The organism is Xanthomonas sp. SI (genome assembly GCF_014236855.1).
Taxonomy (GTDB): Bacteria; Pseudomonadota; Gammaproteobacteria; order Xanthomonadales; family Xanthomonadaceae; genus Xanthomonas_A.
Genome location: NZ_CP051261.1, coordinates 4,278,419 through 4,292,749, shown reverse-complemented (window position 1 = coordinate 4,292,749; position 14,331 = coordinate 4,278,419). Strand labels below are relative to the sequence as shown.

The window sequence follows — 14,331 nt, the reverse complement described above, 5'->3', positions numbered from 1 at the left end:
CGAGATTTCCATCCCTGTTCGTGCCGTTTTTAGTCAAAAACTTGACGTACTCAAGATACGGGGTTAACACTCCAGACAGTTCCGCATTTCGTCTTGGTTCATCAAGGCAGACGCGCAGCGACAGGCACCCGCCTCTCGCGCTCCGGGTCAGGGATGCGGCGCAAATACCGACAGGGGGTCGGCCGGCTGGAATGCCGGGCGAGGGTGGCTTTTTGACCAAAAACCAGCCTATTGAGGAGCAGTACTCGATGAATCGGATTTATCGCAAGGTCTGGAACAAGGCGTTGGGGATGTGGACCGTGGCCTCGGAACTGGCCAGCGGCGATTCCCGCGGCCAGCTCGTTCGCGAAGGCAGGGCTGGGCGCGCGCAGGGCCTGGCCTTGTCGGCCGCGATCGCCATGGCGCTGGGCGCCGGCGGATCCGTACTGCCCTCGGCCGTACAGGCGCAGGCGCTGCAGATCGGCGACGGCGCCAGCGCCAGCGGCGACTACGCCACCGCGGTCGGCGCCGAAAGCAACGCCAGCGGCGAACAGAGCACCGCCACCGGCGCAGCCAGCAACGCCAGCGGTGACGGCAGCGTGGCCAGCGGCGCGCTCAGCGAAGCGAACGGCCTGGAATCCACTGCACTCGGCTACTACAGCACCGCCAGCGGCATCGGCGCGACCGCGCTCGGCGCCGAAAGCGTCGCCAACGGCACCGCCACCGCGGCGGTCGGCCTGGGCGCCACCGCCGATGCCGACTTCGCGACCGCCGTCGGCGGCTTCGCCAGCGCGTCCGGCTACAACAGCACCGCGCTGGGCAATGCCGCCGTGGCGCAGGGCGAGAACAGCGTGGCGCTGGGCGCCGATGCGCTCGCCGATCGCGACAACAGCGTATCGGTCGGCAAGGCCGGCGCCGAACGCCAGATCACCAACGTCGCCGCCGGCAGCGAAGCCACCGACGCGGTCAACGTGGCCCAGCTCGACGCGGTGAAGCAGACCGCCGACACCACCGCCAAGTATTTCCAGTCCAGCGGCAGCGCCGACAGCGACGCCGGGGCCTATGTCGAAGGCGACAACGCGCTGGCCGCCGGCGAAGCCGCCAACGCGATCGGCAACGGCAGCAGCGCGCTCGGCAGCGGCGCCACCAGCATCGGCGGCAATGCCACCTCGGTGGGCAGCAACGCGACCGCGACGGGCGCCTCGGCGACCGCGGTTGGCGGTGCGCTGTCGATCGTCGACGAGAACGGCGAGGTGCTGCTGGAAGGCACCACCAGCGCCGCGGCGCAGGGCGCCAGCGCGTTCGGCGCCGGGGCGCAGGGCAACGGCGCGTTCTCCACCGCACTCGGTACCGCCGCGCGCGCCGACGGCGTGCAGAGCACGGCGACCGGTTTCTCCGCCGCAGCTGGCGGTCTGGCGAGCACCGCGAACGGCGGCTTCAGCCAGGCCGGCGGCGAGTTCGCCTCCGCGTTCGGCTACGGCGCCAATGCCAGCGGCGGCAGTGCCGTGGCAGTGGGCGAGTCGAGCCTGGCCAGCGGCGAATCCAGCACCGCGGTCGGCGGCAGCGTGCTGGGCTTTTTGACGACCGAAGCGCAGGGCGAAGGCGGTTCGGCGTTCGGCGCCGGCGCCTGGGCCAACGGCGCGTTCTCCACCTCGATCGGCTGGCTCAGTTCGGCCGACGGCGACTCCAGCACCGCACTCGGCGGCGCCTCATGGGCGCAGGCCGAGGACTCCACCGCGCTGGGCTACGGCGCCAAGGCGTCGGCCGCCGGCAGCGTCGCGCTGGGCCAGGGTTCCACTGCCGACCGCGCCGACACGGTGTCGGTCGGCAGCGCCGGCAACGAACGCCAGATCGCCAACGTCGCCGCCGGCACCGAGGGCACCGATGCGGTGAACCTGGACCAGCTCGATGCGGTCGCCAACGTCGCCGACACCACCGCGCGCCTGTTCTCCGCCAACGGCGAAGGCAGCGCGCTGGCGCAGGGCGAAGACGCCACCGCCTCCGGTTCCAACGCCTTGGCCGATGGCGACTACGCCACCGCCCTCGGCTCCAGCAGCTTCGCCGGCGGCACCGCCGCCTCGGCGATCGGCAGCGGCGCGGTGGCCAATGGCCAGAACGCCAGCGCGCTCGGCGCCAATGCCACTGCCAATGGCGAGTCGGCGACCGCGATCGGCGGCGTCGCCACCGTCTACGAATACGACGACGACGGTTTCATCGTCGGCAGTCGCGAGCAGACCACGCAGGCGCTGGGCACTGCGGCCACCGCGGTCGGCGGCGGCGCGCAGGCGCTGGATGCGCTGAGCACCGCGGTCGGCACCGGCAGTTCCGCCAGCGGCGTGCAGAGCACCGCGCTGGGCTACCACGCGCAGACCTTCCAGGACGGCGCCACCGCGGTCGGCGGCCTGTCCGAAGTGTCCGGCGCGCTGGGCACGGCGGTGGGCTACGGCTCGCGCGCTGCGGGCGACTACGCCACCGCGACCGGTATCGGCGCGCGGGCGACCGCGACCAGCACCGTGGCGATGGGCATGAATGCCCTGGCCAGCGGCACCGACAGCGTCGCCATCGGCGGCGTCAGCACCGCCGCCGAAAGTGCCGGCAACAGCGTCGGCATCGCCGCGGCGACCGGCGTCGGCGGCGTCGCCCTGGGCGCGGGCGCGCAGAGCCAGGGCAACTACGCGATCGCGCTGGGCTACAACGCCAACGTGTTCCCGAGCTTTGATAACGATGCCGTCGACTCGGTGGCGATCGGCCACAGCGCCGGTTCGTTCGCGCCGCACACCGTCTCGCTCGGCGCCCATGCGCTGTCCGCGGGCGAGGGCGGAGTGGCGATCGGCCAGGCGTCCACCGCGTGGACCGCCAACAGCGTGGCTCTCGGCGCCGATGCGGTGACCTCGATGTTCCACGACAGCAGCACCGCGATCGGTGCCAACAGCGCGGCCAACGGCACCGACGCGACCGCGATCGGCTACGGCGCGCGGGTCAGCAGCTGGCTCGCGGATGCACAGGAACGTTCCGCATCCAGCGCGGTCGCGCTCGGCGCGTATTCCTACGCGGACCGCGACAACAGCGTCTCTGTCGGCGACGTGGCCAGCGGCCTGACCCGGCAGATCACCAGTGTCGCCGCCGGCACCGAGGCCACCGATGCGGTCAACGTCGCGCAGCTGCAGGAAGCGGGCAAGTATCTGCAGGCCAGCGCCGGCAACAGCGACGCCGGCGCCTATGTCGAAGGCGACGATGCGCTGGCCGCGGGCGAGGCGGCCAATGCCATCGGCAACGGCAGCACCGCGCTCGGCGCTGGCGCCGATGCGTTGAGCAGCGGGGCGACCGCGGTGGGCAGCGGCGCGGTCGCGGCGGGGCAGAACAGCGCCGCGTTCGGCACCAACGCGCAGGCCACCGGCCCGGCGGCGGTGGCCGTGGGTGGGGTAGCGGTCGACGAGAACGGCGACCCGCTGATCACCAATGGCGGGGTGGCGGTGGATACCGGTGCGACCAGCGCCGGCGTCGGCGGCACCGCGCTGGGCGCCAGCGCCGATGCCGGCGGCTTTGCCGCCTCGGCGGTGGGCGTGGGCGCCTATGCCAGCGGCGCGCAGGCCTCGGCGTTCGGCGCGGTGTCCAATGCCAGCGGCGATTACGCCACCGCGATCGGCACGCAGAGCGCGGCGACCGGCGCCAGCAGCGTCGCCGTCGGCGGCCCGGCCGACCTGATCCCGGGCCTGGGCCTGTTCGTGCAGACCCAGGCCAGCGGCGAGAGCTCGGCGGCGTTCGGCGCCGGCGCGATCGCGTCGGGCGATTACAGCCTGGCCAGCGGCAGCCTCAGCGAGGCCTCCGGCCTGGAAAGCACCGCGCTGGGCTACTTCGCCTATGCGCCGGGCGCCTTCGCTACGGCGCTCGGCGCCGAGTCCTGGGCCAGCGGCGCCAACAGCACCGCGATCGGCTACTACAGCACCGCGCTCGCCGCCGACAGCGTGGCGCTGGGTTCCAACTCGGTCGCGCGCCGCGCCAACACGGTGTCGGTCGGCGATGTGGGCAGCGAACGGCAGATCGCCAACGTCGCCGCCGGCAGCCAGGCCACCGACGCGGTCAATGTGGCGCAGCTGGACGCGGTGAAGCAGACCGCCGAGACCACCGCCAAGTTCTTCACCAGCAGCGGCAGCGGCACGGTCGGCGCCTACGCCGATGGCGAGGGCGCCGTCGCGGCAGGCGATGCGGCCAACGCCTACGGCAACGGCGCGGCCGCGTACGGCAGCGGCGCCGCCGCGATCGGCAGCGATGCAGTCGCGCTCGGCAACGGCAGCACCGCCGGCGGCGCCGGCAGCACCGCCATTGGCGGCCAGGGCCAGGCGTTCGACCAGTACAACCAGCCGATCACCGATGCCGACGGCAATGCGCAACTGATCGGCGCCAACGCCGGCGAGAACGCCACCGCCATCGGTGCCGGCGCACAGGCCACCGGCGCGCTGGCGACCGCCACAGGTTATGGCGCGCAGGCCACCGGCGACCACAGCACCGCCGGCGGCTACAAGGCGCGTGCGACCGGCAGCTACAGCCTGGCGCAGGGCGACAACGCCTGGGCCAGCGGCGACGACGCCACTGCCAGCGGCGCCTACGCCTGGGCCACCGCCGACGGCGCCTCGGCGTTCGGCGCCTCGGCCTGGGCGACCGGCACCAATGCCTCGGCATTCGGTACCGGTGCGTGGGCCAGCGGCAGCGGCGCCACCTCGATCGGCTTCAACAGCTGGGCACCGGGCCTCAGCGCCACCGCGGTGGGCCGCGGTGCGTTCGGCTACGGCAACTACAGCGTGGCGATGGGCTTCCAGGCGCTGGGCAACCAGGTCAACACCATCGCCCTGGGCACCAACAGCCTGGCCGATGCGGAAAGCGCAGTGGCGATCGGCGCGGGCAGCGAGGCGACCGCCTCCAACGCCGTGGCGCTGGGTGCGGGTTCGGTCGCAGACCGCGCCTACAGCGTGTCGGTGGGCAGCGCCGGCAACGAGCGCCAGATCACCAACGTCGCCGCCGGCACCGACGCCACCGACGCGGTCAACGTCGCCCAGCTCGATGCGGTCAAGCAGGCGGCGGAAACCACCAGCAAGTACTTCCAGGCCAGCAGTAGCGACGCCAGCGATGCTGGCGCCTATGTCGAAGGCGACAATGCGCTGGCCGCCGGCGAGGCGGCCAATGCGATCGGCGACGGCAGCACCGCGCTGGGCGGCGGCGCCAATGCGCTGGCCGCCGGCGCCACCGCGATCGGCTTCAACGCGGTGTCCAGCGGCAGCGATGCGGTCGCGCTCGGCAGCGACAGCCAGGCGCTGGGCCAGGACAGCATCGCCATCGGCAACGGTGCGCTGGCCAGCGAGATCGGCGCCACCGCCAGCGGTGCCGGCGCGCAGGCCAGCGGGACCTATTCCACCGCCACCGGCAGCGAAGCGGTGGCCTCGGACAACCAGGCCACCGCCACGGGCTTCCGCAGCAGCGCTTCCAACATCGGCGCCACTGCGCTCGGCGGCTACAGCGAAGCCAGCGGCTACCTGTCCTCGGCGCTGGGCTACGGCGCGCTCGCCAGCGGCGACTACGGCACCGCGGTCGGTGTCGGTGCGGCCGCCTCGGGCAGCGGCAGCGTGGCGCTGGGCGAGTCCAGCGTGGCGTCCGGCGAGGAAAGCGTCGCGGTCGGCGGCACCTCGTTCTTCGGGCTGATTCCGGCCGAGGCCTCAGGCGCCAACTCGTCGGCATTCGGCGCCGGCGCCGGCGCCACCGCCGACTTCAGCACCGCCATCGGCAGCCTGGCCTACGCCAGCGCCGAAGATTCCAGCGCCTTCGGCTACGGCGCCTATGCCTCCGCCAGCAACAGCGTGGCGCTGGGCGCAGGGTCCGAGGCCGATCGCGACAACACCGTGTCGGTGGGCAGCGTCGGCAGCGAGCGGCAGATCGCCAACGTCGCCGCCGGTACCGAAGACACCGATGCGGTCAACGTCGCGCAGCTGGATGCGGTCAAGCAGTCCGCCGATGCCACCGGCAAGCAGTTCAAGGCCAGCGGCGGCGCAGATCCGGCCGACGACGTCGGCAGCTATGTCGAGGGCAACTACGCCACCGCCGCCGGCGAGGCGTCCAACGCCTTCGGTACCGGCGCCTCGGCGTTCGGCAGCGGCGCGTTGGCCGGTGCGCAGTACGCCACCGCGTCCGGCTACAACGCCACCGCCACCGGCGAGTCCAGCACCGCGATCGGCGGCTCGCTGTACTACACCGACGACGCCGGCAACGTGCTGCTCGACGGCACCACCACCGCCAGCGAAGTCGGTGCCACCGCGCTCGGTGCGGGCGCGCAGGCCACCGCCGCGTTCAGCAGCGCCAGCGGCGCCGGCGCCACGGCCAGCGGCGTGCAGTCCACCGCCAACGGCTACAAGGCCGAAGCCACGACCGACTACAGCACCGCGGTCGGCGCGTTCAGCAGTGCCAGCGGCACACGCACCAGCGCGTTCGGCTACGGCGCCGAGGCGGCGGGCGACTACGCCTCGGCATTGGGCTGGGGCAGCACCGCGTCCGGCGCGTATGCCTCGGCGCTGGGCCACAGCGCCCGCGCCACCGGCGAGGATGCGACCGCGCTCGGCGCCTCGGCCTGGGCCACCGCGGCGCAGACCACCGCGGTGGGCCAGTTCGCCTGGGCCACGGCGCAGGGCGGCACCGCGATCGGCCAGGATGCCTACGCCTACAGCGGCATCAACGCCACCGCGCTGGGCACCAGCGCCTGGGCCAGCGGCAGCAATAGCGTCGCGCTCGGCGCCGGTTCGCGCGCCAGCGAAGCCAACGTGGTGTCGGTGGGCGGCGGCAACGGAGTCAGCGCGCCGGCCACGCGTCGCATCACCAACGTCGGCGCGGCGGTCAACGCCACCGATGCGGTGAACAAGACGCAGCTCGATGCGGTGGCGGCGGCCGCCGGCGAAACCAGCGCCGACTTCCAGAGCTCGGGCAGCGGCGTGGCCAGCGCCAGCGGCGTGAACAGCACCGCGGCCGGTGCCGGCGCCACGGCCAGCGGCCTGCGCAGCACCGCGCTGGGCGTGGACAGCCTCGCCAGCGGCGCCGGCGCGACCGCGTCGGGCGCCAGCAGTTCGGCCAGCGGCGCGCGCAGCACCGCCATCGGCCTGCAGACCAATGCGATCGGCGAGAACGGCGTGGCGCTGGGCTACAACAGCTTCGTCCGCAACAGCGGCAGCAACGGGGTGGCGATCGGCGCCAACGCCGGCGTGTCGGCCGACAATGCGGTCGCGCTCGGCGCCGGTTCGCGCGTCTACGAGGCCGACACGGTGTCGCTAGGCAGCGGCAACGGCCGCGGCGGCCCGGCCACGCGTCGCATCGTCAATCTGACCGCGGGCAGCATCGCCGCCGGCAGCACCGAGGCGATCAACGGCAGCCAGCTGTACCAGTCGCTAAGCAACATGGCCACGTTCCTCGGCGGCGGTGCCGGGCTCGGCGCGCAAGGCCTGTTCGTGGCGCCGACCTACGTGATCCAGGGCGCCAGCTACAGCAACGTCGGCGATGCGCTGGCGGCGCTGGATGGCAAGGTCAGCGAACTGGATGCGCGCAGCGGCGGCACTGCCAGTGTCTCCCGCAATGCGCGTGTCGCCAGCGTGGCCTCGGTGGCCGAGCCGGAGTCGAGCGTGGCCACCGCGCAGGCGGCGTCCGAGTCGGCGACGGTGTCCGGCACCGCGTCCACCGCGCAGGTCGGCGAGGCGGTCGTGGCCGATGCGGGGGCGAGCGCTACCGCGGTCGGCACCGCGGCGCGCGCCAACGACGTCACCGGCACCGCGATCGGCGGCAGCGCCTATGCGCATGGCCCCAACGACACCGCGATCGGCAGCAACGCCAAGGTCAACGCCGACGGCAGCACCGCGGTGGGCGCCAACAGCCACATCGCCGCGGTGGCGACCAATGCGGTGGCGATGGGCGAGGGCGCCAGCGTCACCGCCGCCTCGGGCACCGCGCTGGGCCAGGGCGCCAGCGCCACGGCGCAGGGAGCGGTCGCGCTGGGCCAGGGGTCGGTCGCCGACCGCGCCAACACGGTGTCGGTGGGCAGCGCCGGCAACGAGCGCCAGGTCGCCAACGTCGCCGCCGGCACCCAGGCCACCGATGCGGTCAACAAGGGCCAGCTCGACAGCGGCGTCGCCACCGCCAAGTCGTACACCGACACGCGCTTCAACACCATGGCCGACAGCTTCGACGTGCTGCGCGGCGACGTCGATGCGCGGTTGCGCGACCAGGACCGCCGCATCGACCGGCAGGGCGCGATGAGCGCGGCGATGCTCAATATGGCCACCAGCGCCGCGGGCATCCGCACCCAGAACCGGGTCGGTGCCGGCGTCGGTTTCCAGAACGGCGAGTCGGCGTTGTCGGTGGGCTACCAGCGTGCCTTCAGCGATCGCGCCACGCTGACCATCGGCGGCGCGTTCAGCGGCGACGACAGCTCGGTCGGCATCGGCGCCGGCTTCGGCTGGTGAGCCATCGCGGACGGCGGCGCGTGCCGCCGTCCGCCCACGCAATGGCCTGAGGGGGCAGACCTAAGGACCTTGGCTGGGCCGGCCAACGGATTCGGGAAAAAGGAGCTTTTTTACGGCCGCAACAGTCGCCTGATCCACGAAACTTTGAAGAGGACGTCAACGTGATCGACAAGCAAAATCTCCGTATCAATGCCATCGCCGCCGCCATGCTGGCGATGTCGCTTGGGGCCTCGAGCGCATTCGCGGCCGGTGCGTCGCTGCCGGTCAAGCAGCCGGCCAAGGCCGCGCCGGCCGACGCGCAGACTTCCAGCCGCATCGTGGTGCGCTACAACGCCGGCACCGCCGCCGCCAGCGACCGCAGCGCCAAGCTGTCGGCGGTGCAGTCGGCGGTGACCCGCGCCAGCCTGGGCGGCAGCAACGGCATCTCCCGTGCCGCGGCCGCCAGCGTGCGTGCCGAATACGTGCGCACCCTCGGCGTGGGCGCCGACCTGATCCGCCTGTCGGGCAAGTTGAGCAAGGCCGACGTGGACAAGGTGGTGGCGGAAATCGCCGCCGATCCGGCGGTCAAGTACGCGGTGAAGGATTTCAAGCTGCAGCGCTCCGAGCTGCCCAAGGCTGCGCTGGAGCAGCCGCAGCTGGTGCCCAACGACCCGCTGTACGCGCAGTACCAGTGGCATCTGAGCAGCGCCACCGGCGGCATCAACTCGCCGGCGGCGTGGGACGTGTCCAAGGGCGACGGCGTGGTCGTCGCGGTGCTGGATACCGGCATCCTGCCGAACCATCCGGACGTGGCGGTGAACCTGCTGCAGGGCTACGACTTCATCTCCGATGCGGAGACCTCGCGGCGTCCGACCGACGCGCGCGTGCCGGGCGCGCTGGACTACGGCGACTGGGTCGAGAACGACAACGAGTGCTATGCGGGCTCGCTGGCCGAGGACAGCTCCTGGCACGGCAGCCATGTCGCCGGCACGATCGCCGAGGCCACCAACAACGGCGTTGGCATGGCCGGCGTCGCGCCGAACGCCACGGTGCTGCCGGTGCGCGTGCTCGGCAAGTGCGGCGGCTACCTGTCCGACATCGCCGACGCGATCACCTGGGCCTCCGGTGGCACCGTCGCCGGCGTGCCGGCCAACGCCAATCCGGCCGAGGTCATCAACATGAGCCTGGGCGGCAGCGGCACCTGCGACGCCCTGTACCAGGATGCGATCAACGGCGCGGTGGCGCGCGGCACCACGGTGGTGGTGGCGGCCGGCAACAGCGCCGGCAATGCCGCCAACTTCCGTCCGGCCAGCTGCGCCAACGTGATCGCGGTCGGCGCGACGCGCATCACCGGCGGCATCGCCTCCTACTCCAACTATGGCGCGGCGGTGGACCTGTCCGGTCCGGGCGGCGGCGGCGGCGTGGACGGCAACCCGGGCGGCTACGTCTGGCAGAACGGCTACACCGGTGCGACCACGCCGACCTCGGGCAACTACACCTACATGGGCATGGGCGGCACCTCGATGGCCTCGCCGCACGTGGCGGCGGTGGCGGCCCTGGTGCAGAGCGCGGTGATCGCCGCCGGCAATGCGCCGTTGACCCCGGCCGCGCTGGAAACCCTGCTCAAGCAGACCGCGCGTCCGTTCCCGGTGTCGATCCCGACCAGCACACCGATCGGCACCGGCATCGTCGATGCCAAGGCCGCGCTGGACAAGGCGCTGGAAGTGCCGTGCGATCCGCAGACCGAGGAATGCGCACCGCCGGCGACCGCGCTGACCAACAAGGTGGCGGTGGCCGGCCTGACCGGTGCGGCGGGCAACGAGGTGCTGTACAGCTTCGAGGCCGAGGCCGGTGCGGTGCTGAGCTTCCTCACCTACGGTGGCAGCGGCAACGTGTCGCTGTACGTGAGCTTCGACAAGGAGCCTAGCACCACCAGCTACGACGCCAAGTCGGCGCGTCCGGGCAACAACGAGACGGTGCGCTTCACCGCGCCGCAGGCCGGCACCTACTACGTCAAGCTGGTCGGCACCTCGAGCTACAGCGGCGTCAGCCTGGTCGCGCGCCAGTAAGCGTGCATTGGACGGCGCCGGCGACGGCGCCGGAGTGACCCAGGAAACCCGGCTTCGGCCGGGTTTTCTGCGTTCGGGAGCTGAAAACATCGAGCGCGCCGATCGCTGTCGCTGCCTGCGCAGCCACCGCTGCGCAGGCGTGCGGCCGCTGGCCGCCGCGCTTGTGCGCTGCAGCGCCGACGCCGCGCTCGCCGTGCATACGACGCCGCAACGCGCGATGTTGCGCGCCGCGTATGTCATGCCAATGACGGCGTGCCGCGCTGCCGCGGCGTCGTAGACAGTGCGGCGGGCCGGCGCGGCGCAGGCAGGCGGCAAGTCGCGCCGAACTGCTAAAGTCGCCGCACGCTCTGGAGGGATTGTGTGAACGCGCTCGTCAAGGACACTGCTGCCGCTGTCGATATGCCCGAGGCGCGCATCGTCGATGCGTTGCTGGCCAAGGGCCGGCTCAAGGAGGGCGACCTGCTGCGCGCGCGCCAGTTGCAGCGCGAATCCGGCGGCGGCCTGCTGTCGCTGCTGGCGCGGCTGGGGCTGGTGTCCGAACGCGACCACGCCGAGGTCAGCGCCGAAGTGCTGGGCCTGCCGCTGCTCGACGCCAAGCAATTGCCGGCCACCGCGCCGGAGCACCTGCCCGAGGCGCAGCCGCTGTCGCTGCGCTTCCTCAAGCAATTCCACGTGTGCCCGCTGGGCGAGCACGACGGCGTGCTGGAACTGTGGATGTCCGACCCGCACGAGGCCTATGCCGCCGATGCGGTGCGCCTGGCCACCGGTTTCCAGGTGCTGCCGCGGGTCGGCCTGCGCTCGGAGATCGACGACCTGATCGAGCGCTGGTTCGGCCAGGGCCGCAGCGCGATGGGCGCGATCGTGGAGACCGCCGACGGCGACAGCACGGCCGCCGACGACATCGAGCACCTGCGCGACCTGGCCTCGGAAGCGCCGGTGATCCGGCTGGTGAACCTGGTGATTCAGCGCGCGGTGGAACTGCGCGCCTCGGACATCCACATCGAACCGTTCGAGAACCGGCTGAAGGTGCGCTACCGCGTCGACGGCGTGCTGATCGACGGCGAAAGCCCGCCGGCCAACCTGACCGCGGCGGTGATCAGCCGCGTCAAGATCATGGCCAAGCTCAACATCGCCGAACGCCGCCTGCCGCAGGACGGACGCATCATGCTGCGCGTGCAGGGCAAGGAACTGGACCTGCGCGTGAGCACCATGCCCACAGCGCACGGCGAGAGCGTGGTGATGCGTTTGCTCGATCGCGAGACGGTGGTGTTCGACTTCCACCGGCTCGGCTTCACCGACGCGTTCCTGCCGCAGTTCCGCAAGGTGCTGGAGCAGCCGCACGGCATCCTGCTGGTCACCGGCCCCACCGGCTCGGGCAAGACCACCACGCTGTACACCGCGTTGAGCCAGCTCAATACCTCCGACGTCAAGATCATCACCGTCGAGGACCCGGTCGAATACCAGATCGAGGGCATCAACCAGATCCAGGCCAAGCCGCAGATCGGGCTGGATTTCTCGCACGCGCTGCGCAGCATCGTGCGCCAGGACCCGGACATCATCATGATCGGCGAAATGCGCGACCTGGAAACCGCGCGCATCGCGATCCAGTCGGCGCTGACCGGCCACCTGGTGCTGTCCACGCTGCATACCAACAACGCCGCCGGCGGCATCACCCGCCTGCTCGACATGGGCGTGGAGGATTACCTGCTGACCTCCACCATCAACGGCATCCTGGCGCAGCGCCTGGTGCGGCGGCTGGAACCGACCCACGCCGAGCGCTATCCGGCTTCGCCGGAGGAGATCGAGAAGTTCGAACTGCGCCGGCTGCAGCCCGAGGGCGAGATCTTCCTGTTCCGCCCGCGGCCCTCGGCGATCGCGCCGACCGGCTACCTGGGCCGCACCACGATCATGGAATTCCTGGTGATGAACGACGCGCTGCGCCGCGCGGTGATGCGCCACGCCGGCATGGGCGAGATCGAACAACTGGCGCGCGAAGCCGGCATGCGCACGATGTACGAGGACGGCATCGGCAAGGCGCTCAGCGGCCAGACCACGATCGAGGAAGTGCTGCGCGTGACGGAGGAAACCTGATGCGCGCAGGCGCGTCAGCGCGCATTTGCATCGTGGCTCTGCCGCGGCCGCGCCGGCACGCGCGCAGCCCGCTTTCCGGTTCGCCGTTCCCCATTCCCGACTCCCAGCCCTAATGCCCCTGTACCGCTACAAAGCGCTCAACCCGCACGGCGAGATCCTGGAAGGCCAGATGGAGGCCGCCAGCGACGCCGAGGTGGCGCTGCGCCTGCAGGAACAGGGGCACATGCCGATGGAGGCCAAGCTCGCGGCGCAGGGCGGCGGCACCTCGCTGCGCGGCCTGTTCCGGCCCAAGCCGTTTGACGGCGCTGCGCTGGTGCAGTTCACCCAACAGCTGGCGACCCTGCTCGGCGCCGGCCAGCCGCTGGACCGCGCGCTGACGATCCTGCTCGAACTGCCCGAGGACGAGCGTTCCAAGCGCACCGTCGGCGACATCCGCGACGCAGTGCGCGGCGGCGCGCCGCTGTCCACCGCGCTGGAGCGGCAGCATGGGTTGTTTTCGCGCCTGTACATCAACATGGTTCGCGCCGGCGAGGCCGGCGGCAGCCTGCACGATACCTTGCAGCGCCTGGCCGAATACCTGGAGCGCAGCCGCGAACTGAAGGGGCGGGTGATCAATGCGCTGATCTATCCGGCGATCCTGGTCAGCGTGGTCGGCTGCGCGCTGCTGTTCCTGCTCGGCTACGTGGTGCCGCAGTTCGCGCTGATGTACGAGAGCCTGGACGTGCAACTGCCGTGGTTCACCCAGGCGGTGCTGAGCGTGGGCCTGTTCGTGCGCGACTGGTGGATCGTGTTGCTGGTGGTGCCCGGGCTGGCGCTGCTGGCGATTGACCGCAAGCGCCGCGATCCGGTGTTCCGCGCCAGCTTCGACGCCTGGTTGCTGAAGCAGCGCTTCATCGGCGTGCTGATCGCGCGGCTGGAAACCGCGCGGCTGACCCGCACCCTGGGCACGCTGCTGCGCAATGGCGTGCCGCTGCTGGCCGCGCTGGGCATTTCGCGCAACGTGCTGTCGAACCTGGCGCTGACCGCCGACGTCGGCGCCGCGGCCGACGACGTCAAGAACGGCCACGGCCTGTCGGCGTCGCTGTCCAAGGGCAAGCGCTTCCCGCGGCTGGCGCTGCAGATGATCCAGGTCGGCGAGGAATCCGGCGCGCTGGACACGATGCTGCTGAAGACCGCCGACACCTTCGAACAGGAAACCGCGCAGGCGATCGACCGCCTGCTCGCCGCGCTGGTGCCGTTGATCACCCTGGTCCTGGCCTCGGTGGTCGGGCTGGTGATCATTTCCGTCCTCGTCCCCCTGTACGACCTCACCAATGCGATTGGGTGAGGCCATGCGTTTGCGAACCACTGGTTCGCGCATGGCCGAACGCCCGGCCATGGATGGCCGGGCAGGTCTGTCAGGGCGCGGCGATGTCGCGCCAAGGACGGCAACGGACATGCTCGCAGCATCCTCGCGCTGCGCCATGGCGCATGTGGCGCCGAACGCCCGGCCACGGATAGGTCGGCCGGCGGCTCCTGCGGCCGTCGTGTCGCGCCATGAATGGCAACGTGAACCCATGGCGCCGCGCACGGTCCAAGCGATGGCGGCAACCATGACCAAGGCATCTGTGCGCCAGGTCATGCTCGAACTGCGGCATGCGTCGATCGCCGCCACGCCAATCCCGTTCCCGCGCATGAAGCGCAGCTGCACGCACCGCACACGATGGCGACCCTTGTCACCGCGT

5 protein-coding genes are annotated in these 14,331 nt (G+C 71.6%); all 5 read left to right on the top strand.

What is annotated here, in order from left to right:
• Window positions 1–248 precede the first annotated feature (248 nt).
• The 5 genes from HEP75_RS18120 to HEP75_RS18100 all read left to right on the top strand — a co-directional run bounded on the left by HEP75_RS18120 (window position 249) and on the right by HEP75_RS18100 (window position 13,934).
• Window positions 249–8,468, top strand: a complete 8,220-nt coding sequence (locus HEP75_RS18120; RefSeq protein WP_221899277.1) for an ESPR-type extended signal peptide-containing protein — start codon at window positions 249–251, stop codon at window positions 8,466–8,468.
• A gap of 161 nt (window positions 8,469–8,629) precedes the next feature.
• Window positions 8,630–10,516, top strand: a complete 1,887-nt coding sequence (locus tag HEP75_RS18115) for a S8 family peptidase (protein WP_185824437.1) — start codon at window positions 8,630–8,632, stop codon at window positions 10,514–10,516.
• A gap of 34 nt (window positions 10,517–10,550) precedes the next feature.
• Entirely contained in the window at window positions 10,551–10,793 is a 243-nt protein-coding gene (locus tag HEP75_RS18110) for a hypothetical protein (protein WP_185824436.1), read from the top strand.
• Window positions 10,794–10,915: 122 nt separating this feature from the next.
• Window positions 10,916–12,607: a type II secretion system ATPase GspE gene (gene gspE / locus HEP75_RS18105; RefSeq protein WP_185823482.1), complete on the top strand. Its 1,692-nt coding sequence runs from the start codon at window positions 10,916–10,918 to the stop codon at window positions 12,605–12,607.
• 112 nt (window positions 12,608–12,719) lie between these two features.
• Entirely contained in the window at window positions 12,720–13,934 is a 1,215-nt protein-coding gene (locus HEP75_RS18100; RefSeq protein ID WP_185813973.1) for a type II secretion system F family protein, read from the top strand.
• Window positions 13,935–14,331: the final 397 nt, after the last annotated feature.